The sequence below is a fragment of the Shewanella sp. MBTL60-007 genome (genome assembly GCF_019654915.1).
Taxonomy (GTDB): Bacteria; Pseudomonadota; Gammaproteobacteria; order Enterobacterales; family Shewanellaceae; genus Shewanella.
The window spans coordinates 1-24,873 of the sequence record NZ_BPET01000044.1 but is presented as its reverse complement, the minus strand read 5'-3'; the positions used below and the strand labels follow the sequence as shown (position 1 = coordinate 24,873).

At 45.9% G+C, this 24,873-nt stretch carries 23 protein-coding genes; 13 read left to right on the top strand and 10 right to left on the bottom strand.

What is annotated here, in order from left to right; translation table 11 throughout:
- Positions 1-92 precede the first annotated feature (92 nt).
- A complete protein-coding gene (locus tag K5Q92_RS16400; RefSeq protein ID WP_220770006.1) occupies positions 93-1,271 on the top strand; it encodes a GGDEF domain-containing protein in 1,179 nt (392 codons plus the stop codon).
- A 62-nt stretch (positions 1,272-1,333) separates the two neighbouring features.
- Here the strand turns inward: K5Q92_RS16400 and K5Q92_RS16395 are convergent, their stop codons facing one another.
- On the bottom strand, positions 1,334-2,557 hold the full coding sequence (locus tag K5Q92_RS16395; RefSeq protein WP_220770005.1) for an HlyD family secretion protein: 1,224 nt from the start codon (positions 2,555-2,557) through the stop codon (positions 1,334-1,336).
- Complete coding sequence (locus K5Q92_RS16390) at positions 2,550-2,897, bottom strand: MFS transporter (RefSeq protein ID WP_220770004.1); 348 nt, start codon at positions 2,895-2,897, stop codon at positions 2,550-2,552. The genes K5Q92_RS16395 and K5Q92_RS16390 overlap by 8 nt, the downstream gene beginning before the upstream one ends.
- 137 nt (positions 2,898-3,034) lie before the next feature.
- Between K5Q92_RS16390 and K5Q92_RS16385 the strand changes: the two genes are divergently transcribed.
- Positions 3,035-4,066, top strand: coding sequence for an AraC family transcriptional regulator (locus tag K5Q92_RS16385; protein ID WP_220770003.1), 1,032 nt, complete (start codon positions 3,035-3,037; stop codon positions 4,064-4,066).
- A gap of 73 nt (positions 4,067-4,139) precedes the next feature.
- Here the strand turns inward: K5Q92_RS16385 and mtr are convergent, their stop codons facing one another.
- The 7 genes from mtr to K5Q92_RS16350 form a co-directional block, all read right to left on the bottom strand.
- On the bottom strand, positions 4,140-5,396 hold the full coding sequence (gene mtr / locus K5Q92_RS16380) for a tryptophan permease (RefSeq protein ID WP_220770002.1): 1,257 nt from the start codon (positions 5,394-5,396) through the stop codon (positions 4,140-4,142).
- Positions 5,396-7,819, bottom strand: coding sequence for a glycerol-3-phosphate 1-O-acyltransferase PlsB (plsB, locus tag K5Q92_RS16375; protein ID WP_220770001.1), 2,424 nt, complete (start codon positions 7,817-7,819; stop codon positions 5,396-5,398). The genes mtr and plsB overlap by 1 nt, the downstream gene beginning before the upstream one ends.
- A gap of 304 nt (positions 7,820-8,123) precedes the next feature.
- Positions 8,124-9,425: a hypothetical protein gene (locus K5Q92_RS16370; RefSeq protein ID WP_220770000.1), complete on the bottom strand. Its 1,302-nt coding sequence runs from the start codon at positions 9,423-9,425 to the stop codon at positions 8,124-8,126.
- A 9-nt stretch (positions 9,426-9,434) separates the two neighbouring features.
- Positions 9,435-10,118 (bottom strand): ABC transporter ATP-binding protein, encoded by a 684-nt coding sequence (locus K5Q92_RS16365; RefSeq protein ID WP_220769999.1) that lies wholly within the window; start codon positions 10,116-10,118, stop codon positions 9,435-9,437.
- Between the two features lie 33 nt (positions 10,119-10,151).
- Positions 10,152-11,387: an ABC transporter permease gene (locus tag K5Q92_RS16360; RefSeq protein WP_220769998.1), complete on the bottom strand. Its 1,236-nt coding sequence runs from the start codon at positions 11,385-11,387 to the stop codon at positions 10,152-10,154.
- 1 nt (position 11,388) lies between these two features.
- A complete protein-coding gene (locus tag K5Q92_RS16355; protein WP_220769997.1) occupies positions 11,389-12,630 on the bottom strand; it encodes an FtsX-like permease family protein in 1,242 nt (413 codons plus the stop codon).
- Positions 12,630-13,520, bottom strand: a complete 891-nt coding sequence (locus K5Q92_RS16350) for an outer membrane lipoprotein-sorting protein (protein WP_220769996.1) — start codon at positions 13,518-13,520, stop codon at positions 12,630-12,632. The genes K5Q92_RS16355 and K5Q92_RS16350 overlap by 1 nt, the downstream gene beginning before the upstream one ends.
- Before the next feature lie 230 nt (positions 13,521-13,750).
- Between K5Q92_RS16350 and lexA the strand changes: the two genes are divergently transcribed.
- The 6 genes from lexA to K5Q92_RS16320 all read left to right on the top strand — a co-directional run bounded on the left by lexA (position 13,751) and on the right by K5Q92_RS16320 (position 20,077).
- Complete coding sequence (gene lexA, locus K5Q92_RS16345) at positions 13,751-14,371, top strand: transcriptional repressor LexA (RefSeq protein WP_220769995.1); 621 nt, start codon at positions 13,751-13,753, stop codon at positions 14,369-14,371.
- A complete protein-coding gene (locus tag K5Q92_RS16340) occupies positions 14,368-14,892 on the top strand; it encodes a cell division inhibitor SulA (protein ID WP_220769994.1) in 525 nt (174 codons plus the stop codon). The genes lexA and K5Q92_RS16340 overlap by 4 nt, the downstream gene beginning before the upstream one ends.
- A gap of 462 nt (positions 14,893-15,354) precedes the next feature.
- Positions 15,355-16,926 (top strand): cytochrome c oxidase subunit II, encoded by a 1,572-nt coding sequence (gene coxB, locus K5Q92_RS16335; protein ID WP_220769993.1) that lies wholly within the window; start codon positions 15,355-15,357, stop codon positions 16,924-16,926.
- Between the two features lie 9 nt (positions 16,927-16,935).
- Positions 16,936-18,540 carry a cytochrome c oxidase subunit I gene (gene ctaD, locus K5Q92_RS16330; RefSeq protein ID WP_220769992.1) on the top strand — a complete coding sequence of 535 codons (1,605 nt, stop codon included), beginning with the start codon at positions 16,936-16,938 and terminating at the stop codon, positions 18,538-18,540.
- 2 nt (positions 18,541-18,542) lie between these two features.
- Entirely contained in the window at positions 18,543-19,100 is a 558-nt protein-coding gene (locus K5Q92_RS16325; protein WP_220769991.1) for a cytochrome c oxidase assembly protein, read from the top strand.
- A gap of 95 nt (positions 19,101-19,195) precedes the next feature.
- A complete protein-coding gene (locus K5Q92_RS16320) occupies positions 19,196-20,077 on the top strand; it encodes a cytochrome c oxidase subunit 3 (RefSeq protein WP_220769990.1) in 882 nt (293 codons plus the stop codon).
- A 10-nt stretch (positions 20,078-20,087) separates the two neighbouring features.
- On the opposite strand, the gene K5Q92_RS16315 is transcribed toward K5Q92_RS16320, so the two are convergent.
- Entirely contained in the window at positions 20,088-20,306 is a 219-nt protein-coding gene (locus K5Q92_RS16315; RefSeq protein ID WP_028766843.1) for a DUF2909 family protein, read from the bottom strand.
- Between K5Q92_RS16315 and K5Q92_RS16310 the strand changes: the two genes are divergently transcribed.
- The 5 genes from K5Q92_RS16310 (at position 20,305) to K5Q92_RS16290 (ending at position 24,420) form a co-directional block, all read left to right on the top strand.
- The gene (locus K5Q92_RS16310) at positions 20,305-21,081 is read left to right on the top strand and encodes an SURF1 family protein (RefSeq protein ID WP_259649598.1); all 777 of its coding nucleotides are present in this window, start codon (positions 20,305-20,307) and stop codon (positions 21,079-21,081) included. The genes K5Q92_RS16315 and K5Q92_RS16310 overlap by 2 nt on opposite strands.
- 140 nt (positions 21,082-21,221) lie before the next feature.
- Positions 21,222-21,764, top strand: coding sequence for a hypothetical protein (locus K5Q92_RS16305; protein ID WP_220769988.1), 543 nt, complete (start codon positions 21,222-21,224; stop codon positions 21,762-21,764).
- A 13-nt stretch (positions 21,765-21,777) separates the two neighbouring features.
- A complete protein-coding gene (locus tag K5Q92_RS16300; RefSeq protein ID WP_220769987.1) occupies positions 21,778-22,761 on the top strand; it encodes a heme A synthase in 984 nt (327 codons plus the stop codon).
- Between the two features lie 66 nt (positions 22,762-22,827).
- Entirely contained in the window at positions 22,828-23,727 is a 900-nt protein-coding gene (gene cyoE, locus K5Q92_RS16295; protein WP_220769986.1) for a heme o synthase, read from the top strand.
- A 66-nt stretch (positions 23,728-23,793) separates the two neighbouring features.
- Positions 23,794-24,420, top strand: a complete 627-nt coding sequence (locus K5Q92_RS16290; RefSeq protein ID WP_220769985.1) for an SCO family protein — start codon at positions 23,794-23,796, stop codon at positions 24,418-24,420.
- Positions 24,421-24,873 lie beyond the last annotated feature (453 nt).

Here is a 24,873-nt window from a genome sequence, read left to right as displayed (position 1 = left end):
AAATCCCCCAGAAACATCGACTGTGGAAAATAAGATAGGTTTGATCCTGTGGACTATAATCTAGATCCAGCCATCATCAAGGAGGAGTGTGAGTGCCTGTATTAGAGCGAAGCCTACGTTATCTCTTTGTCCCAATCATACTTGCGTTCATTGGTATCGCCGTGATCCAGCAGTTAACGGCCACATGGCAGGGATGGCTGCCTAGGTTTGATGACCTCCCCTATTACCTGTTATCTCTTTCTGCAGTGTTAGCACTGCAATTTAAATGTGGTCGTATTAGCTACCTATCGCTACTGTTACTGCTTTATTACCACCTTAGCCAAACTGAACCCCTTTCTAGCTTTGACAGAGACCAAGTCTTTCTTACTGGCACGCTAATCATCACTTTTTTTGCTATCAGCAAGGATAGAAACCCGATTTCTATACACTTTTTCAAAGTCTTACTTGGTATTTGTGCTTGCTTTGCACTGGCCTTTATCTGGAAGGCCGGAGCAGAAGGTTTATCATCATTTAATATGACCCAATTGCCCAGTACACTTAACTTGATCGCATCCCTGTATCTTCCTATTGGGATCTCATGCATAGTGATCAGCATCTATACCGTTTGGCACGCAACGGGAACCAACTCTACCATTGCACTGACGCAGTTTATTTGGCTATTTAACTACTACCTTCCCAACGATATGTCATTTGCCATCCTGCTCTCTATGCTAGCTGCTGCGTACCTGTTTTCTATGTTATTTGCGCTCTATGATCTCGCCTATAAAGACGAATTAACTGGGCTCGCCTCTCGACGAGCCTTAAATACCATGGCGTTATCGCTCAATAAACATTACTGCGTAGCGATGGTGGATATCGATCACTTCAAAAGCTTTAACGATACCTACGGCCATGATGTTGGTGATCAAGTTCTGCGTTTAGTAGCCAAAAAACTCAGCAAAGTTAAAGGGGGGGGACAAGTTTTTCGTTACGGCGGTGAAGAGTTCACCATAGTATTTGAAAGCAAAAATATTGAACGAGTATTACCTCACCTAGAGGAGATCAGACAAAAAATCGGTCAGTATAATATTGTGCTACGTGATCAGGGACGCAAGGGTAAGAGCAAATTAGATAGAAACAGGAAGCAGAAGCCAAACCAGACGGTAAATATCACCATCTCGATTGGCGTTGCCGAACAGCGCGGTGAAACCTCATTTGAAAAAACATTAAAACGCGCCGATGAGGCGCTATACAAGGCTAAAAATAATGGCCGAAACTGTGTCTTCGCTTAGTCGTCCAACTCGTTAAATAGCCCCAAGTGTTAACAGCTTAGGGCTATATTTACCGGGCTAGATTAGATGGAATAGAAGTAGTAGATTTGCGACTTCATTCTTATCACAATACCGCGGATCACATCTAAGAAGGCCAAGAACTCTATCGGCTTAGTGCCAGAGACCCATGCAAGTCCTACCGAGCCGACTGGAATGTCGTAATCACCTGTTTCGGTCAGTTTTAACCTGACAAAGTGGTGCTTGTTGTTGAGGTTTTGCCCTGTGGTTTGCCTAACATTATCATCTAAAGCCACCAAACGCCCTTGCGCCTCACCTGTCGCTTCGATGATACCCTCGACTTCGGCGTTAAATACTTTTCCAGGATAAACCGCAGAGGCAAACTCTGCGAGCTGACCAACTTTAACGTTACGAATCGCCTGATGGTTCACCCGCATCAGTACGTACTTTTCATTGGTGTACATCTGCATGCGTGGCGCTACCCCAACGTACTGACCTTCACGCATGATAAAGTTGGTCACATAACCATCGGTAGGCGCATAAATCTTGGTGTTATCCAAGTTCCACTGAGCCTGTGCCACATTTTCATGTTCGCTATTGAGATCCGATTGACGACTCTCTACCGCCAAATGAGATTTCTCAATATTCAGCAGCGCCGTATGCTCTGCCATCTGTGCCTTCTCAATTTGGGTTGTGTAGGTTTGCACCTGCGCCTTGGCAAGATCCACCGCCGTTTGCTGCTCATCTAGCTGGCTCTTAGTTATGGTATCTGGCACCACACGGTTCTGCTCAATAAAGCGCGCCAATGTCTTCTGTTTCCAGACTAGATCTTTCGTCGATGCATCGAGCTGATTCTTGGTAATACTGACATCGGCAATAGCCACTTCATGCTGCTTAAGCGCAAGCTTTACATCTTCATTGGCCAACGACAGGTTTACCTTGGCAGCTTCCTGTGCCACCAATGCCTTATTTAACGCAATTTGATAAGGCTCGGCATCTAAATCATAAATCAGCTGTCCAGCCTCAACCTTCTGATTAGGCTGAACATAGATATTCTCAACCTTACCGCGGATCTGCGAGTTTGCAGGACGCAACTGAATGTGCGGAGATTGCACTAGGGAGCCACCCGATAGATCCATTGGCGTGTAATTTAGTAGACCCACCCAAACAAACATCAGCCAGCCTGTACCTCCTAAGTAGGCAAACGCTTTACTGTAGGTATTCCAAGGCATGCCGACTAGGCGAAGTAGATAAATAAACAGTGCCCATACCGCTAAGCCTTCAAGCATTGGTTTGCTCCTCTTTTACTGCTGGCTCATTCGCTATCGCCTGCGGCTCTTTTTCACGCCATACATCTCTGATCCTGCGCAGCGCCTTCTCTCCATCGACAAAGGCAACGATGACCGCAACAACCCATACCCAATGCCAAATAAAACCTATCCAAGTGAGTGCGGTAATAAGTCCTATCTGATGATGCTGCTCTTTGTGCGCCTTATTGATTGGTAACTCATGGATCTTCCAAAATCCAAATGCTGCCGCAGCAACCGTTGCCACCATCACCACCGCAGCAACGCCATGCAGGGCCGTATCAACACCTGTATCTACAAATGGCATACTGAACAAGCTCATAGGAATAAACCTCAAAAAAGTGTTTTGGCTGCGTAGTTTGCCCTTTCTTTTCATCACCACAAGATGAAATACACTTATGTATCAATTAGCACTCCTTTATGATTCAATTAGACCACTATCAGGTTAGGATATTCACTATGCTGCTCAACACTGCCTTTATTCGATCTTGCTATGTATCTCCGGTTTTAGAGGGGATTGAGGCTCATTATGGTGTGACGGCTGATGACTTAGGCATCCCTAAGTTAGTACTTCAAGATAGGATGACACTGATCCCTTTTACAGAAGTGTCGAAATGGTTCGAACAGATTGAGCGATTAACTGGTGAAACCGATTTTATGGTGAAGATCCAGAGCCACCTGACACTCGCGAACCTAGAGATACCAGGTAATTGGTTTTTAAGTGCCCCAGACTTAGCAATGTCATTTAGGCGGATCAACCATGGGATCTGCAGCTTCCAGTCTGGTGCGAGTTACTATGCTCAGCAATCTGGAAAGATCTTAAAGTGGTGCTACAGCAACACTTTCGTTAAGGGAAAGGCGCGTTCTCATGACTCATTAAGAGTGGCTTTTACCCTCTTTAACGCCATTAAAAACTATGCTGGCAACGACTACAGTCCACGCAAAGTGCAACTGAGTGGCCCGCCTATTCAACAAAAAGAAACTGAAGCACTATTTGGCTGTCCTGTATCTTGGAATGCACCGCAAACCGAACTGTGGCTAGGTATCGATAGTCTGTTGATGTTCACCGACGACTATACCTACACCCCTGAGCCACTCACCACCTCTATTCCACTGTCTCAGCTGGAGAAGTACCTCAATATGCCGCAACCAACGGATCAGCCTAAGGTTCTGTATGAGATGGTGAATTATTCACGCTATTATGGCTTGCCTAGCGTCGATGCGGTCGCCGCTCTGTTTGGTGTTTCGCGGCAACAACTACAGAGACGGTTGCAAAAACTGGGGTTCACCTTTACCTACCTGTCTGGATACATTCTGTGTAATCAGGCGATTAAATATATGCTGGAGGGAATGAGCGTGGCCGAAATTGCAACGCGCTTAGGTTATGCGAACTCCCACAGTTTTAGCCGATCATTCACCCGCTTTCGACGCCAAACGCCGACTCAGTATCTCAATAAACTGAAGCTAGAAAGTAAACGAACCAGCTTTTGAAGCAGGTGGTTTAGGGCCAAAAACAAAAAAGCCTCTTTAAAAGAGGCTTTTTTGATTAGCTCGCCACTAGCGACTAACCGTATACTGGCAACATATCCGCCATCGCCAACAAGTGGCACGCAGCAGTAATAACGCCAAACAGGATCACTATGGCGATCACCGCGTTACCGCCTGGCACTTTATAGCTAGTGCTATCTGGATACATAACCCGGACTTTATAAGCCATCATAGCCGGTACGATTGCCGCCCAAATAGTGGCTGCCAGTGCCGCAAAGCCGATAGCAATGAGGAAACCATTTGGAAATAGCAGACCAAGCAATGTCGGCGGAAGGAAGGTCACAGTAGCCGTTTTTAGTCGGCCCGAGCGTGACTCATCAAATCCGAATAGATCCGCCAGATAATCAAACAGCCCTAAGGTTACTCCCAAGAAAGACGAAGCAACGGCTAGGTTAGCAAATAGCGTTAGCATGGTCGTTAGCCAGTCACTGGTGATCACGCCAGATAGGGCATTCACTAGCACGCCCATGTTACCGCCTTGCTCAATGATATCGATAAAGCCAGTTCTAGAGATATTACCCATGGTTGCAACAAGCCAGCAGATATAGATAACCAGTGCTATACCTGTACCAATCGCTATGGCCTTGATAATAGTGCGGTGATCTTTACCGTAATATTTAACTAGGCTTGGCACATTGCCATGATAGCCAAAACTCACTAAGCCAAAAGGCAGTGCAGCTAGCATATAGGGCAGATACTTGTTTTCACCATCTGGGCTAAACAGCTTCACCGACTCGACGTCGAGTAACAGATTACCCACGGCGAGGAAGAAGGTAATGATCATACCGCCCAGCATCACGGTGGTAATCCTATCGACCGCCTTGGTACTGATAATGACTATCGTCGCCAATACACCAGCGAATACCAAACCTGCAACGCTCTGAGGTAGATGAATACCTAACCCTTCAAGGCTGTGATTTACAATTGAGCCACCGCCACTGATATAGGCATAGGTCAAAATATACAGCACAAACGCAATCGATAGGCCATTTACGATACGCCAGAACTGACCTAAAGTCGCCTTAGTCAGAGTATCGAAGCTCGCCCCTGGATCGAAGTGCAAGTTGGTTTCAAGCAGCATTAAGCCCGACACCAACATACAAAACCACACACCTGCCATCATCAATAGCGAGTAACCAAACCACATTCCAGCGCCTACAACAGGCAAAGAGAACATGCCTGCCCCGACTGCCGTACCCGCGATAATCATGGCGCCACCTAACAGCGACTTACCTGCAGCCTTGTTTTTGGCTGCATTCATATGATTTGCCATTAAGCTTTCTGCTCCGCATGCACACTATCTACAATAGTTTGTCTCACGGACGAGCGTAACAGTAGATTCGCTCTCTCTTTTATACGTTTGATATCGCTGCACCCTGGGTTATCGGCTAGGTAACCTAGCTCTTTCAATTTGACACTCAGCGTAGCGTATAGCTTCTTGTCATAGAACTCTGGTGCCGTAATACCGTGAAGTGCACCCAATCTTTGCGCCAAACGGTGGCTATCTTTCTCGAGTTCAGAACGTTCAATCTCAGGCTTCATTTCTAGTAGATTAAACAAGATGGCATAACGCTGCATGGTTTCACCAATCGTGCCAGAAAGCAGTAGCAGTTGATTTACTTTGCTTTCAACCACTTCAAAGCTACCATCTTCGATCACTAACCCCTGTGCCACGAGAATATCGAGGATCTGGTGACTGTATTGGCTTGGATCTTCGATCCCCATAAACAGCTCAGCCTCAAGCAGTGGGTAGAAATCGTTAACAAAGCTAATGACATCGTCACGAGTGCAGTTTTCTTTGCGCAATAAACATGCAGCGATTAGCGATGGCACAACCATCAAATGAATGATGTTATTGCGATAATAGGTCATGGTGATCGCAATACTTTGATCAATCGAGATAATATCGCCTAGTGGATCGCTTTCAATCTGTAGCTTCTTAAGCTCTAAACCTTGAGACACTAGATCATGACCACTGCCTTCTGGCACCGAGGTATATTCGGTATATGGCAAGTCTTTCAATAGCGTTAAATAAAGATCTAACTGCTTCTCTAACTGGGTACGCTCAAGGGCATTTTGCTCTGAAGCGAGCAATACCATACTGGTTAGGGTGACTGAACTCACCGCCGCAGCGTCGTTGATATTGGTCATCACACGATTAGCGAGCGTATTGACCACAGGTGTTAACCATGTCGGCTTCTGTTCAGGCTCTTTAGCTAACTCTTCGCGCCAATCTGGCGCCTGTTCGTTGAGGAAGCTATGCAGAGTGATTGGCTTACCAAAGTTAACGTAACCCTGACCAAAGTTACCCAACTTGCGGATAGCACCAAATACCTGCCAAACAGACTCTTTCTTTTTCTTCTTACCGCTCAACTCTTTATGGTAAGTCGCCACTTCCATCACATGGTCATAGCCAAGATAAACAGGCACGAGAGTCACCGGGCGCTCTACGCCACGCAGCACGCTGTTTAGGGTCATTGCCAACATACCCGTTTTTGGGGCAAGCAAACGACCCGTGCGCGAACGGCCACCTTCGGTGAAATACTCTACCGAATAGCCCTTGGTAAATAACTGATCTAAATACTCGCGAAACACGGCTGTGTATAGTTTATTGCCACCGAAACTACGACGAATAAAGAACGCGCCACCACGTCGGAATGCTGGACCAGCAGGCCAGAAATTAAGGTTGATACCTGCAGCAATATGCGGCGGAACCATACCTTGATAATAGAGAATATACGACAGTAGCAGGTAGTCCATATGGCTACGGTGGCACGGCACATAAACGATCTCATGACCATCATGATGCAGCTGCCTTACTTGCTCAGCACCTTTAATATTGATGCCTTTATAGAGCTTATTCCATAACCAAGTCAGGAAACGTTCGGCGATACGCACTAGGCTATCTGAGTAGTCAGCTGCGATCTCATCCAAATACTCCATCGCCTTGGCACGCGCTTCCGATTCAGAGATCTTCTTGCTTGCCGCTTCCTCTTTAATCGCCTTAGCGATCGACTCTGACTTGAGTAAAGAGTGGAATAACGCCTGACGCTTAGGCAGTTGTGGTCCTGTCATCACCTTGCGCTGACGCTGGAAATGCACCCTTGCTACACGAGCAAGTTTCTGGGCGATACGCTTATCTGTACCGTGTTCATCGGCCATATAACGCAATGACACCGCATTGGAAAACTGCACGAAGTTATGACGTCCTAAAAAGAGAATCATCAAACACTTGCGTAACCAAGTTGGGTTTTGGCGCTCGAGTACCGCTGCGCGCATCGTGTCATCTTCTTTACCTGGAGTACGACCCCAATACAGGCTGACAGGCACCAACTGAATGTCTAATTCACGGTTTTGCTTATGTACGCTAAGTAGTCTCTTAAAGCAATCTACGTACTGTTCACCACCTTCTCGCTGGCCAAAAAGAGGCTTACTTCCCTCTAGGCAAACGACTCGCGGAGCCTTGATGCCATTGACCTCTAGCTCCTCATATGGACTAGGCAAGCCAAGTTTTGCAGTCATTTCACTGAGTGCAGCGATATCACTAACCGACTCAGTCTTCATCACATAAGCTAACGGCTTGCTTGGATCAAGATTGAGATCATCAAAGGGATCGTGAGGCACAACGATAGTGTGAACTAATTTACGCTGAAGCCAGCGTAAAGATTTAAACCAAAGAGAGTCTTGTTTGGACATGATTTATATGCAATGTTAGTCGCTTCTAATAAGGCGCTAGAATACCAGATATTGAAACAGTTTGCGCTATTCTCTTGCGACCGTATGCTATCTTGCCTGTATATTTATAGAACAAAGACTTAGCTTCATATCACGCAATAAAAAAACCACATGCCTATATTAAATCGTGTTCATTACGACTTAATCTTATACAAAGCTTTTTAAAGCAATAACCTCACATTTAACTGATCGTTAGCTAAGCCAACAGTGAAGCCTTGCGCTATCGAAAGTACGATTCTAGGAGAAAATATTAACTTTCACTCATTCAAAAATACCAAGCGAGTTGCACATAAAGTGACAATTCAAAGCTAGCGTACTGTCCCTCGCTAAGTTTTAACCCTCCATATTCGGTACCATCAGCCCCTATAGGCACAGTCAGCGCCGTGGTTAAGCGAAAATCATCACTCAAACTATTCAGACTAAGTAGCTGATACAGCGCCGAGTTATCCGAAGCATTATAAAAGAGGTTTTGTGATAGTGACCAAAGTGGTGTCATCTCAATATAAAGGTTACCAGCAAGATAGTGCCGCGCAAGGCTATACAGTTCGCCACGCTCTAACTTTGCCACCAGCTCTGGATGTTGCAACAAGGACTTGGGGCTATAATCACCATCGCTAATACCGAGACCATTGTAGAAATACTCTATGGTTCCGGTCATATTGCGCTCGAAGCCAACCCATGAGTAGCTCCAGTTACTAACCAGAGAGAGATAATCTTCCTCTCCCCAAGTGGTAACCAGATCCGTTGCCCAGATAGCACCACCGACACTGATAATGCTAGAGACTCCAGCGATACGGCTGTCATAATGCTCGGCCAGCAAGAGGTGGTACTCATGTATGTTATCGATAAATCCGTGGTATTTAAGGGCTGCGGTGGCAACATCAAAAGTGACATCTGAATCGCCATCTCGGCGGATAACATAGGCCGCCTGTAGATCGTTGCCATCTTGCAATAGGTGCTGTCCATACACCATGTCATCACCGGTTTTGTACTCCTTATCAAGAGAGGTGGGGTCGAAGGGATTGACGAAATCCATAGGATTAAAGAACAGGCCATTGCCCCAAGTAATGGCTTGTCGGCCCAGCTTGATGACATTGTTATCCGTCTGATAGCCGACGATGGCTCTGTCTAAGCGCTGAAGCATCGCAAAGTCTCTATGGTCAGAGATAGTATGGGTAAGATTAAACAGGCGTTGTTCATCATCAATCACCGAGCCTAAGCCAAAGTAACCATCCACTAGAGGCGTTGCTTGAAAACGCTTCTCACCATAACCAGCCAGCAGTTGATAATCCGCTTCGGCTAACCAGCCAGATTGCCAACGACTTCCTATGTGATAACGAAGCTGCGCGGTTTGATTTACTTGATACTGACCATAACGTGCTTGATAAGCACTCGAATCTGAAAATACATAGCCATCATATTCATACTTTAAGTGGCCGTGCTGCTGTAGCTGTGCAGCCACGAGAGAAAAAGGCAAACAGCAGAATCCAAGAAGAGCGGCAAGGCAATGACTCTTACGCCTTAACGAAAGGTTATCGATTCGCTTATCGCAATATCCTTCGGCCATAGTTCAGTCTCAACTCCTTGAGTCGCTAACTATTTTTCCATCAACCATATAGATATGACGGCGACAATAGTCAAACACCTGAGCATCATGAGTAGCAATTAAAAATGTAATGCCATGCTCACGGTTAAGCTGGGTAAACAGCTCCAATAACTGTGCCGATGTCTTGCTATCTAAGTTAGCCGTTGGCTCATCGGCTAAGATCAACACAGGTTTCGATGCGATGGCACGTGCAACGGCCACCCGCTGTTGTTGACCACCGGAAAGCTGTGCAGGCCTTCTCGCCTCAAGCCCTGTCAGACCCACCTCGGATAAGATCTCTTGGCTACGTCTTCTGCGCTCAGATGTCGAAATCCCCTGCAGCTGCATAACGAACTCGACATTTTCTTGTACCGTTAATACTGGAATGAGGTTATAGGCCTGAAAAACAAAGCCTATCCGCTGTAAACGAACATCGGCGCGTTGCGACTTTGTCAGCCCAGTAATTTCAGCATCACCAACATAAACAGTGCCGCTATCGGGCTCATCTAGCCCCCCGATCGCATTGAGCAAGGTGGTTTTGCCTGAGCCAGATGGGCCTGACAATACCGTCATCTCCCCCTGTTCAATCGTTAATGAAACATGATTTAAACCATAGATTGTCTGATCACCCTGCTGGAATGTTTTGACGAGTTCCTTACAAACTATGTTGCTCATAGATTACCTTCTTATCTCTTATGTTTAGCTAACCTAAGCTGCGGTATTAATCGATTCAATGGGGTTAGAGCGTGCCGCCTTCATCGCCGGCCATAAACTAGTGATAACTCCCAGCGTCATAACGATGATATTTGCCGCGACAATGTCGTGGCTGTAGACCACTGGGTATAAGGTGGTATCCATACCAGCCATAGCCAGCCCATCGGCGATGGAGGAGAGGTCAACTCCCGCCGACAAGGCGTTGGTGGTAAGCAGTGCCAGTGTATCGCCGAAAATCAAGCCGGCTATCAGTAGCAAGACCGCCTCTATCACAATCATCACAATCACCGCCTTCGACTGTAATCCCAGCGCCAAAATCAAACCTATCTCCTGCTGACGCTCAAATATCGACATCAATAGAGTGTTGGCCAAGCCAAAACCGAGCACACAAAAGACAATCACGATAAAGATAATGATATAGCTATTCATCAAGTCTGATATGGCCGCGAGATAGCCATTGAGTTGCCGCCAAGTCGCAATGTCATAACCATCATCGACAGCGCCTTGAAGACTCGAAACCACCGACTCTAACGGCTGCTTACCATCGGTAAACACCGCGATTTCGGTCACCTTTGTTGGCATATTTAGCAGCTTTTGGATAAAAGCCTTACCCGTGTAGATAGTCGCTAACTCCTCCTGCCCCGTCGGTTTGTGATAGATCCCAACGACACGCACTCCAGATTCGGCGATCTCATTCTCCACATCCTGCAATGTAATCACCACTCGCTTATTAAGCTCAGTCTTAAGGCGAGTTGCCATTTTTTGGCCAATGATGATGCCATTATCCTCACCGTCCTTAAGCATTCGTCCCGCCACCAGCTCAAGTTCACTGACGGTAAAAGGCTCTTGCTGCGGCGCAATAGCAATTAATTGTGATCCCAGTGTCACGCGCTCACTGGCGATCATCACCGGAGAGCGGATCCTCGAGACCCACAGGCTAATCCAAGGTTGATTAAGTTGCTGCAGCAAGGCATCTGCTGGCTCAGGAATATGATTCATTACATTCTGATCATTGAGGAAATCACGCTGATGAAGCTGGATCTCTCCCGGCAGATTGTTTAACGAGGTCTGATTCATGCCATCGACCATGCCGCGCAAAAATGCCGACACGACTATCATAGACCAGACACCAAAGCTGACCGCTAACAGCAGAATGAGGGTGCGCCTGCCGTTACGCCAAAGATTGCGCCACGCCAAAACAAATAGAACAGGATTAAAGATGTGCCCCATATTACTTACTCTGCATCGCACTAATGGGCTCAAGACCTAAGGTTTTAAGCGCTGGATAGATAGAGACCAACACCGAACCTATGCAGACCACCGCAGGACCAATAAGCACAGAAAGCGGCGATAACAATGGATAGATTCGATCGCCTATACCAAATTGCGCCCCAATATCTCCCATGCCCGGCAGCGCTATGCCAACTTGGCTAAAGTAACCCGCGACAACGCTCCCCAACAGCGCACCGAGCAACATGCCTATGATGCCCATCATAAAGGTTTCAACTAATACCTGTGTAAACAGCCGACTCGGTTTCGAGCCAATGGCCAGCATGATGCCAAACTCCTTGGTTCGCTCTAATACAGCCATCAGCTGGGTATTCATCACTCCCAAGATCACCAGTAACACCAACACCGCATACATAATGACGGCACTGGATAGATCCGCTTCAATCCCCTGCTTGATCCCAGGATTGAGCTGCTGCCAGTCATGCACGGTTAACTGAGCCCCTGTTTGCAAATAGGTTGGCAACTGAGTTTGCAGTTGCTGCTGATAAAAGCTCACCAGAGACATAGAAGGCGCGTTGATGCTCAATAGAGAGACTTGATTGGGCATCCCAAAGATCCGCTGAAAGGTGGTTAAAGAGACTTGAGACGTTGTCCGATCCAACTCATTTATGCCTGTGCTGAAGATCCCTACCACCGACAATACACCTGCGGCAAATCCCCCCTCCATGGTAGAGCCCATCACAGTGAGTTCATCACCAACTGTCACCTGCAAATTTTTAGCAAGGCGCTCTCCTAGAATGACTTGGTTATTATCGCCCCCTTCTAGGTAATGACCGAAAGTGATCTGTTGCGGAATGATCGAAGCCAGACGCTCCTTATTAGGGACAACGCCGTTGACCAAGATCCCAACACTTCGCTGCTCGCTGGCAGCCAATAAAAAACCATTGCTACGGGGGATCACATCGAGCTCTGGAAACTCTTGCTCTAACCTTGAGACTAAATCACTACTATGGAGAATGCGTTTACGCAGCTCAGGCTCATCTAGGTAACCCTGCTGATTGATCTGCAACTGACTGGAAAAGATCCGCAGGGTGTTTTCGATCATCATAGGGTAAGTACCTGCTTGAAAAGTGATCATAAACACCAGCAAAGTATTACAAAAAATCATCGCACCAAGGGTCAGCCAAGTACGACGTTTATGTTGCCAAAGGCTTCGCCACGCCAATAAAATTTGTCCACTCATTAGCGTGGATTTCTCAAGTTGGAAAGAGTGAACATATAGCTGGGCAGAGTAATGTCAAAACGTACGTTCTGATTGCGGATCTCGGTCCACTCTCCGGCTTTCTCAACTTGCGACATACGGCAGCGCATCGCAACACTTCGATGACCTACAGGCTTGATATCACTACACTCCATGGCTTTTACCAGCTTGTTATCTTGATCCCAGAACTCCTGACGCAACATCACCCAGTCATCCCTAAGTACGGTGACCTGCTTACCCCACACCACCGGCGCTGACTCATGGGGAGTCGACTCGATGGTATATAGCCTGTGGCCATCAAGCTCTGCAGTTGCAATTAATTGGTGTGAGTAATCATCGAGAAGCTCAGTGGTACGGCTAACATCTTTATTGGAAAAATCGCTGCCCATCCAGCTCTGATTCATCATCGACGATGGGACCTTTATTACCCGATTAATCTTCGGCGAATAACTCCACATCTGTTTATCAAGGATAAGAAAGGCATTTCCCGCATCGACCTTTGGCTCGGTAACTCTAACCAATGATTGCTTATCTCCCTGAGTCCAGCCCTGTACTGTCATCGAGCGCTCCCAGTCGGAACGATGGATCACCATGGTTAACTGACTCGAAGAGGTCAGCCCGCGCCAATTGTCCATCGCTTTTTGGATCATCTCTTGAGCGGACTCTTGATTGGAGGCTTGGTCAAAATCTTGAGTCGGGTCTTGAATGAAGTCTTGCGTGGAAAGCTGAGTAGCGCTTTCTGTCGGTTTAACCTTATCGGAGGCGACAGCGGAGGCAGTCAGAACCACCGACAATATCACTGCATTGGCCAACCAAAATAGAACCGACTTTATAGGACTTAAAGCAGAATTATCGCTAGCTAATCGACTCATAGCGCTGCTCACATAAAACAAATTGAGTTAATAATAGCCTAGTTTAAAAAATCTAATTTTTATTGAATTTATATAAACATCAAGCCAGAAAAATATGAATTTAACCTCGCTGGATTTATTTCATTTGAAACCGGATCCCACACACAGAAAAAGTTATATCTGGTTATTACTTGCACTCATAAAATTACTGTATATACTGACAGGTACTGTATAGAAAGACAGGGTTAACAATGAGACCACTTACACCGCGCCAAGCTGAAATTTTAGACCTAATTAAGCGCAACATCGCAGACACAGGCATGCCACCGACCCGCGCCGAGATCGCAAGACGTTTAGGCTTTAAGTCAGCAAATGCTGCCGAAGAGCACTTAAAAGCATTAGCTAAGAAAGGTTGCATCGAAATTATGCCTGGTACCTCTCGTGGCATTAAGTTGACCCAAGAAGATACCGAAGAGGAAGATTTAGGCTTACCACTCATCGGCCAAGTCGCTGCCGGGGAACCTATCTTAGCCCAAGAGCATGTTGAGCAACATTATCAGGTCGATCCTGCCATGTTCCGTCCATCGGCAGACTTTCTACTGAGAGTTCGCGGTGACAGTATGAAGAATATCGGTATTCTCGAGGGTGATCTGTTAGCTGTGCATAAGATTGAGCAGGCTCGTAACGGTCAAATCGTTGTTGCTCGCGTCGAAGACGATGTAACCGTTAAGCGTTTCGAGAAAAAGGGTAATAAAGTTTTTCTTCACGCAGAAAACGAAGAATATTCATCAATTGAAGTGGATCTAGCAAACCAAAGCTTAAGTATTGAAGGTTTAGCCGTTGGTGTGATCCGTAATGGAGACTGGCAATGAATAAACTATTAGGAGTTAGCCCGCGTCATCCGGGGCTTTGGCAAGACATACCGTCAACGAGCATGGGCGCAAGTTCAGGCAATGAGATCACCACTATGGTAACGGAAACTCAAGGCCGCGATGAATTTACACAGATCAGCGCTCAACTTTCGCAGCTAAGCCAACAAGGCCGCTGGATTGTGCTCATCAGCCCTCCTAATATTGGTTACAAACAGATGCTAGCAGCCGCTGGTGTAAGAATGGACAGAATTTTATTGGTTCATGCTAAAGATGAAGTGGAAACACTTTGGGCGATGGAAAAAGCGTTAACTAGTGGCACATCGAGTGCGGTGATCACTTGGACGAATTCATTAGATGCACGCGATACTCGACGCCTACAACTTGTTGCTAAAAGCGCCCGCGCTGCTGGCATAGTTATTGAGAGCGCGAGTGAAAATACCAACGCTCACTTAACCACTAGCACTATGAATATGCAGGATAGCGCTTTAAGCCAAACCACGCTATTTGCTGCCGTTCACTAACGAAACTGTTAGCCCACCTTTCTAATATATTATTTCTTCACCAAAAACCTAAAGCTCTCAATCGAGAGCTTTTTTTTGCCTATAATAAACAAATGATTCAAAAAGTGATCTTGATCAATTTTCGTTCAGCAAGTAGGTTAATACGTAATAACAACGATATTTTGTTATATCCGAACGATTTAGTAGTCAGTCTTTATTGATGGGTAACTGTTACAAGTAACAGCTTATATAGACTGAAGTCGGCCTGATATATTTCAGCCGTAAGTGCCAACGTGGTTACACCAAGAGTGAAAAACACTGAAATACAATAGCCATTGTCCCGATAGTATTTATCGCGACTCGATTGGCAAGCCACTCGTGCACTTTGAAGTCATCGTTGCTTTTTTGGGAACTGAAGAGTTTACATAGAGCAGAGACTTACTGTGTGACTCTTCTTTGTCTTGTTGACAGAGGAGAAGTCTAGTGAAGCAATTGTTGTATTGTGTGCTGGTGTTATTATTTTCACCCGCGCTTGTTGCATCAGAGATGCCACTTAACATGACGCAAGGTGTGACTGATATTAGTGAGCAGGTTTATAACCTGCACATGATTATCTTGTACATCTGTTGTGCTATTGGTGTCGTCGTATTTGGCGTAATGATTTACGCCATGATTAACCATCGCAAATCCAAAGGCGCAGTCGCCGCCAATTTTCATGAAAGTACCAAAGTTGAGATCCTGTGGACGGTCGTGCCATTTCTTATTCTTATCGGTATGGCAATTCCTGCTACAAAGACCTTAATCGCGATGGAAGATCCAAGTAATGCGGATCTCACTATCAAGGTAACGGGCTCACAATGGAAGTGGCATTACAGCTATTTTGATAAAGACATTGAATTTTTCAGCCTGCTGTCTACGCCTAGAGAGCAGATAGATGGCCAACAAGCTAAAGGCGAACACTATCTACTTGAAGTAGATAAACCACTGGTTTTGCCGATTAATCGTAAAGTACGCTTTTTAATGACATCTGATGATGTGATCCACTCTTGGTGGGTACCTGCATTTGCCGTTAAAAAGGATGCTAACCCCGGATTTATTAACGAAGCTTGGACTAAAATTGACAAGCCGGGTGTATACCGTGGCCAATGTGCTGAACTTTGCGGAAAAGACCATGGCTTTATGCCAATTGTGGTTGAAGCTCTATCAGAAGAAGACTTTGATGCTTGGTTAGTTGCACAGCAGTTAGAGGCAAGTAAAGCCGAAGCTGAAGCCCAAGCTGCACTATCAAAAACACTCACCATGGATGAGCTGATGACTCAAGGTGAACAAGTGTATTTAGCCCGCTGCGCTGCTTGTCACCAACCTAATGGCGCTGGCCTGCCAGGTGTATTCCCATCACTCATTGGCAGTCCATTAATTAAAGGACCTGTCGCTGGTCATATTGATATTGTCGTTAATGGCAAGCCCGGTACGGCAATGCAAGCATTCTCACAACAGCTTACTGCAACTGAAATAGCAGCAGTGGTGACCTATGAGCGTAACGCTTGGGGTAATGACTCTGGTGATGCTGTACAAGCGGCAGATATTAGCAGTAATGCCGCCTCAGACTCTGATACTAATTCAAATTCAAACAACACTGCAGCCAACGATAATAGCGCAAGCACTGCTACCATTTTGCCTGCAACACTTCCTGTTACCGAGCAGACCGAAGCAGTCGCCAAACCTGCCGCCGCATTAGATGACTTAACTATGGGTGAATTAATGGCCATGGGCGAGAAAGTCTACATGACAAGCTGTGCCGCTTGCCATCAAGCTACAGGAGCCGGCTTACCACCAGCATTCCCTTCACTCGTTGGCAGCCCAATAATCAAAGGGCCTGTAACCGATCACCTTGAGATGGTGATTAACGGTAAACCTGGCACTGCTATGCAGGCTTTTGGTCAACAGCTAACGCCACAAGAGATTGCAGCGGTGATTACCTTTGAGCGCAATGCTTGGGGCAATGACTCTGGCGATGCAGTACAAGCAACCGACGTTGATGGTCACGGAAAGTAGGGGGTTAACATGAGCACAATGACACAAGATCCATCTATCGCTCAAAATGATCACCATGATGACCATCATCATGGTGCACCGAAAGGCCTAATGCGCTGGGTTTTAACCACTAACCATAAAGACATTGGTACGCTGTATTTGTGGTTTAGTTTTATTATGTTTTTAACCGGTGGCGCCATGGCTATGGTGATCCGCGCCGAGCTATTTCAACCGGGCTTACAACTTGTAGAGCCCAACTTCTTTAACCAAATGACCACAGTCCATGGCTTAATCATGGTGTTTGGCGCTGTAATGCCAGCCTTTACCGGATTAGCGAACTGGTTAATTCCTATGATGATTGGCGCACCAGATATGGCGCTACCACGTATGAATAACTGGAGCTTTTGGATTTTACCTTTTGCTTTTTCAATCTTACTAAGTTCGCTCTTTATGGAAGGCGGCGGACCTAACTTTGGTTGGACCTTCTACGCGCCACTGTCGACAACCTATAGCCCTGATAGCACTGCACTGTTTGTGTTTGCTGTACACATTATGGGTATAAGTTCGATTATGGGTGCGATTAACGTTGTAGTGACTATCGTCAATATGCGCGCACCGGGCATGACATGGATGAAACTCCCGCTGTTTGTTTGGACTTGGCTGATTACCGCATTTTTATTAATTGCCGTAATGCCTGTACTTGCGGGCGTAGTCACTATGGTGCTTACCGATAAGTACTTTGCCACCAGCTTCTTTGATGCAGCCGGTGGTGGTGATCCTGTGATGTTCCAGCATATTTTCTGGTTCTTCGGCCACCCTGAAGTCTATATTATGATTTTACCGTCATTCGGTATCATCTCCGCAATTATACCAGCCTTTAGCCGAAAACCATTATTCGGTTACGCCTCAATGGTTTACGCCACAGCGAGTATCGCTATTTTATCCTTTCTGGTATGGGCTCACCATATGTTTACCACGGGGATGCCGGTATTTGCAGAGCTGTTCTTTATGTACTGCACCATGCTGATTGCCGTTCCAACTGGCGTTAAAGTCTTTAACTGGGTAGCAACCATGTGGCGTGGTTCAATTACCTTTGAAACACCTATGCTATTTGCTGTGGCATTCATTATTTTATTCACCATAGGTGGCTTCTCCGGCTTGATGCTAGCGATTACTCCGGCTGATTTCCAATACCATGATACCTACTTTGTCGTGGCACATTTCCACTATGTATTAGTGAGTGGTGCTATCTTCTCGATTATGGCCGCAGCCTACTACTGGCTGCCAAAATGGACAGGTCATATGTATAGCGAGACCCTCGGACGCTGGCATTTTTGGTGCTCGGTAATTTCGGTCAATGTTCTGTTCTTCCCGATGCATTTCCTTGGGCTTGCAGGTATGCCTAGACGTATACCTGACTATGCAATCCAATTTGCCGATGTAAACCAGATTGTCTCTATTGGCGGGTTTGCCTTTGGCTTATCACAACTGATTTTCTTAGCTGTGGTGATCAAATGTATCCGAGGTGGCGAAAAGGCACCGGACAAGCCTTGGGAAGGAGCTGAAGGTCTTGAATGGACAATTGCCAGTCCTGCGCCGTATCACTCATTTACAACACCACCCGAGATGAAGTAAAGATGACTGAGCTTAAGCGCAAATCCAACAAACAACTGATCATACTGCTTATCGCGAGCGCTGTAGGCATGTTCGGCTTTGGGTTTGCGCTTGTGCCTTTGTATGACGTACTTTGCGATGCTTTAGGGATCAACGGCAAAACCCAAAGCACTGCAAGTACCTATCAACCGGTAACCATAGATAAAAACAGAACCATTACAGTGGAGTTCGTATCGCAAGTGCAAAGCGATATGCCTTGGACGTTCACACCACAAGTCAATACCATGCAAGTACACCCCGGTGAGCTAATCCGTACTCACTTTGTAGCAAGTAACTTGTCGGCAAACTACCTTGTGGGCCAAGCGATCCCCTCTGTATCACCGGGTCAAGGAGCGGCCTATTTTAATAAAACCGAATGCTTTTGTTTTAATCAGCAAGCATTAAAGGCAAATGCCCAAGCAGATCTTCCACTGATATTTTTTGTGGATCCTGAATTACCGGATTCAATTTCAACCTTGACCCTCTCTTACACCCTCTTCAACATCACCGACAAAGGTTATGTCGAAAATGTTGCTGAGTAGGAGCTGCAAGATGATAAATGAATATAACCAACCAAATGATATAGACCTAAAAAGCTCTGTTGTTTTCACAAACGTTGGTGCGCAGGAGCGACAACATGACAACTGAAAATAAACATGAAAATTACTATGTACCCGAGCAAAGTGCATGGCCAATAATAGGTGCGATAGGCCTGTTTCTAATTGCTTTTGGCGCAGGCAGTTACGTTTCCGAACTCAATAGCCAACAAGGCAGCGGTGGCATCATTTTGCTAGCTGGTATTGCTGTGATTATCTTTATGATTTTCGGCTGGTTTAGAGCCGTTATTGCCGAGTCGATGGCAGGGCTTTATTCAAAGCAGATGGATCGTTCGTTTAGGCAAGGCATGAGTTGGTTTATCTTTTCTGAGGTCATGTTCTTTGCGGCATTTTTCGGCGCACTATTTTATGCCCGTATGATTGCAGTGCCTTGGTTAGGTGGTGCATCAAATAATGCCATGACCAATGAAGTGCTATGGCCAACCTTTGAAGCTGTATGGCCACTGGTAACCACGCCCGATGGCACCACCACACAAGCAATGGGCTGGATGGGCTTACCGCTATATAACACACTGATCCTACTCACCTCGTCCGTGACGCTGCACTTTGCCCATGTCGGATTAGAAAATAACAAACGCAAAGCTCTCACAGTATGGTTAGGGCTAACAATTTTACTGGGTATCGCCTTTTTGGCATTGCAGGTAGAAGAGTATATGCATGCTTATCAAGAGATGGGGCTCACCTTAGATGCGGGGATCTACGGCAACACCTTTTTCTTGTTAACCGGTTTTCACGGCATGCACGTTACTTTAGGCACCGTATTTTTAATTGTATTGTTTTTCAGAGTGTTAGAAGGTCACTTCACCCCAGAAAAACATTTTGCTTTTCAAGCTGGGGCTTGGTACTGGCATTTTGTTGATGTGGTATGGCTGTGTCTATTTATCTTTGTGTACGTGCTTTAAAAGCATTTCGCTAGTAGGGTCTGGAGTTAGGTGTAATGACTCCAGATCCAAGTGCAGCGACCAGTAATAACACCACCAGCACCGAAAACAGCACTCGACGACCTAAATATTGACTCATTGGGGCATCACCTTGCCCTTTCACCATAATGAATAGTGCACGCGCTAAATTAAATAGTATGAATAGCAGTAATAGTACTAAAACGACTTTAAAGATAAGCAAAACCGACATGGCGCTCCCTCGCGTTAAGATTAAACTTGCTTGGTTATTTATTGTACTTGTTACTGTGATAGTGTTTTCCACTTTGGTCAAGCTAGGTTTTTGGCAACTTGAAAGAGCACAGTTCAAAGCCCGGTGGCAACAAGAACTTAATAATAGGCAGTCTTCGTCAGTACTTAGTTACAATGAACTATTAAAGCTCGCTATTGATGAGCCTGCGACCGGCTTTAAATTACAGGTAATGGTAACCCCGCAATCAGAGCAAATATTTTTGCTCGATAATCAGATCTATAACGGTCAAGTTGGCTACCTTGCTTATCAAGCATTAACCGTAAATGAAAACACACCTTGGCTGTTGGTTGAGCTTGGCTTTATTCCCGCGAGTTTAGACCGCTCGCAACTGCCTGAAGTACAAACAATAATGCAGCCACTGTTGCTGCAGGGACGAGTCTACCAAAAGCAACTCAACCCCATGAGCTCAGAGTTAATGGCTGAAGAGGGCCAGCCTACACGCATACAAAACCTTAATTTGCCGCAACTAGCGCAACTAGTAGGTCAGCCTTTAGCACCAGCTGTATTACAACCAAACAATTTGAATAATCCCTACCCTCACCCTTGGCAGCCCATTCCACTGTCATCACAAAAACACCATGGCTACGCAGTGCAGTGGTTTTCAATGGCATTGGTATTTGCTGTCTTGATGGGTTATTTGGTATTGCGAAAGCTAAAAAAAACAGAAACAGAACATAGTCATAAGCCTATTGCCAACAATAGTGAGACACTGTAGGTTAGAAATTAAGCGACCTAGCCGTTCCGGGAAGCTCGATGTTAATCAATCATTTTGATGCATAGCAATCTCTATAAGTTAACCGTCAACAAAGTTGATGATTGAACGAAAGGAGATCCAAACAAGCAAGAGGAGCGGCAATGAACTCCCTACAAAGCAAAGGTAGAAAAAACCTGATCCTATTATTACTGGCATTTCTGCTGCCAGTAATCGCTGCAAAATTAGTGCTTAGCTTTAATTTATATAATGGCGGGGTCACCAATAAAGGTCAGCTTTTAAATAGCCTCAGCTACACAACACTCGCCATGGCTAACCCTAAACCCCAAGAGTGGCAATTGGTGTATCAGCTACCACAGCATTGCGATGCCACCTGTGAAGACAGGCTCTATATTTTGCAACAGAGTCATATTGCACTGGGTCGAAATCAAGATCGAGTTCACCCGATTGTTATGATCAGTCAGCAAAGCGATGTTGCAGCCTTAGCCAATTTTGACTTTATCACGGCTACACCGTCGGCAGCGCTAAGTCAGCAACTTAACATGCAACAATTAGTGATTGTTGATCCCCTTGGTAGCCTTGTAATGAGCTATCCACAAACAAATGATCATCAAGCGCAAATTATGCAAGGCAAAGCCTTAGTCGCTGATCTACGTAAACTGCTCAAGCTGTCGCGAATAGGATAAGGAAAACCTATTTATGCAGATAAACACCTTACTTAAAATCACCTTAGTCTTTACCTTATGCGTTATCTTGATGGGTGCCTATACTCGACTAGCAGATGCTGGACTTGGCTGCCCTGATTGGCCAGGCTGTTATGGCATGTTAAAAGTCCCCACTGCTGCACATGAATTAAATCAAGTTCAGCAAAGCTTTCCCGGTCATACCGTTGAAGCCGATAAAGCTTGGCTAGAGATGATCCACCGCTACATTGCCGGCACGCTAGGTTTGCTAGTGTTACTTATCTTAGTGCTTTGCCTCAAATCTCGTGATACTCCCAAAAAACTGCCCATATTTATTGCTGCGCTAATTATCTTCCAAGCCGCTTTAGGCATGTGGACGGTCACAATGAAACTGATGCCGATAATTGTGATGGCGCACCTATTAGGCGGCTTTGCACTATTTTCATTGTTATTGTTGCTGTATTTACGCAATAAACCACTACGGATCCCCGGCGGTGATCCTCAAGCACGTAAACTCGCGGGATTGGCTGCTATTTGTATCTGTGTATTGCTATTGCAAATCATGTTAGGTGGCTGGACATCATCAAATTACGCCGCTCTCGCTTGTACAGCTTTACCAATTTGTGAAGGTAACTGGGTCGATAATCTCAGTTTCGCCGCTGCTTTTTCTCCCTTTCAAGGAGAACACGCCAGTTTCGAATTTGGCGTATTAGATTATTCAGCTCGCATGACCATTCATGTTGCTCACCGCATCGGTGCAATCGTTACCAGTGTCATGCTGTTATATCTCGCTTTCAAACTAATACGCACTGCAAATTCAAGCATTATGCGCAATGCTTCTTGGCTGCTTGTGCTTTTGGTCATACTGCAAGTCGCACTGGGGATCAGTAATGTTGTGATGCATTTACCGCTTGGTATTGCGGTATCCCATAACGGCGGTGCTGCTTTGCTGCTACTGACTTTAGTATTTATTAACTACGCCTTGTGGCGTAAAGCATAAAGGGCGGATCAATGACAATAACTAACGCCCAACTCTACGCGCAAAAAATGATGAGAGGTTTCAACTATGGCTAAACCAATCGCACTGTCTCAAACCGCTACAAGCTCTGTGTTTCAATGGCGCGCCTATTATGAAATGACTAAGCCTAAAGTCGTCGCACTAATGCTGCTCACTGTTTTAGTCGGTATGTGTTTAGCCTTACCCGGTGCGGTACCGGTTACACCGCTTATTGCTGGTATGCTGGGGATCGGTATGATGGCTGGCTCTGCTGCCGCATTTAATCATCTGATAGATCGCCGCATCGATGGCTTAATGGCGCGTACTTACAACCGTCCGCTGCCCAAAGGCCGGGTTTCAATAGTAAAAGCATTAACCTTTGCTTTTGCGCTTGGGATCTTAGGTTTTATCATTCTATATGCCTTAGTTAACCCACTCACTGCTTGGCTAACATTTGCCAGTTTAATTGGTTACGCGGTGATCTATACCGCTTACCTAAAACGCGCAACACCACAAAACATTGTGGTCGGCGGCCTAGCAGGTGCAATGCCCCCTTTACTAGGTTGGACGGCAGTTACAGGCGAGTTTCATGGCAACGCGCTACTGTTAGTCATCATTATTTTTGCTTGGACTCCACCGCACTTCTGGGCGTTAGCTATTCACCGTAAAACTGAGTATGCCAAGGTCGACATCCCTATGTTGCCAGTAACCCACGGTGTTGAATTCACTAAAACCTGTATTTTTCTCTATACCATTTTGCTCGCTATTGCCTGCTTACTACCAGTATTAGTCGGTATGTCTGGCCCAGTTTATTTAGTGGGCTCGACTCTATTGAGCGCCGCTTTTATTTATAAAGCATGGCAGCTTAAATTCCATGAAAAACCAGGCTTAGCTATGAACGTGTTTAAGTTCTCTATCTACCAACTAATGTTGCTATTTATGCTGCTATTAGTTGATCACTACCTTTAACCAGCACACGGCTGCTATGAGTTTAACCTTAGCTGGAATACACGTTCATATAACAGAGGATGACAGATGAAATTCACTTGGATAATCGCTGCTATCCTACTCGTAGCAGCAGGCGCTTACGCCAGTATACAGCTCAAGCAGCAGCCATTTGCGCTGCAAACCAGTTTTGAGTATCCAGCTCCTATTCCGCTCGCCCCGTTTAGCCTCATAGATCAACAAGGCAACCGTTTCAGTAATGAAGATTTAAAGGGAAAATGGAGCCTAATTTTTATCGGCTATACATCCTGCCCCGATGTATGCCCCACGACTATGGGTAAACTAACTTCAGCTTACACAAGCCTAAACCAAGAGTCTGATCTGCAGGTCATTTTCATGTCAGTTGATCCTGAGCGGGATAGCACTGCCAAATTAGACAGCTATATGAACTTCTTTAACCCTGAGTTTATCGCACTGACCGGAGAACATAAGCAACTGTTTCCAGTCACCCGTAGCTTGGGCTTTGTGTATGCCATGGTTGGGGAAGGACCTGATTACCAAGTAGATCATAGCGCTTCATTTGCTTTAGTGTCCCCTCAAGGGGAAAAGATCGCCATTATCAAACCCAGATCTGACAACCCAGGTACCCTACCTCAGATAAAAAATAGCGACTTAATCCATGACGTAAACGCCTTAATCGCTAAATATTCCCGCTAAGAAGTTTCAAACGAAAAAAAGCCACCTGCTTTTATCATATAAGACTAGGTGGCTTCTTCACTTAATTTAAAGTTCACTTAATTTGAAGCCTAGAAATGAGCTACTCGGTTCGCGCAGCGAACACATGGGGGTGAAAGTGAGGCGCTTTGAATACGCAGTATTCAGCCCATCTGCTTTAAGTGAAGAGTGAACGCGGAGAAGCTTGCCTTCGTAGCTGGAGACCCCGCTCAGCGGCGGGGTGACGTAGGGAGTCGTTCTTTTCGCGCGACCTATATGGATATAGGAAGTGCCTTAAATTGTCTGGAACAATTTTGGTCAGCGCATATACGAAAAAAGCCCGCTACATCGTAGCGGGCTTTCTCGCCAATCTTTAGAGAAAAGTTTAGCGACTGGAAATGAGCTACTCGGTTCGCGCAGCGAACACATGGGGGCGGAGAAGCCCTGCTTTGGATG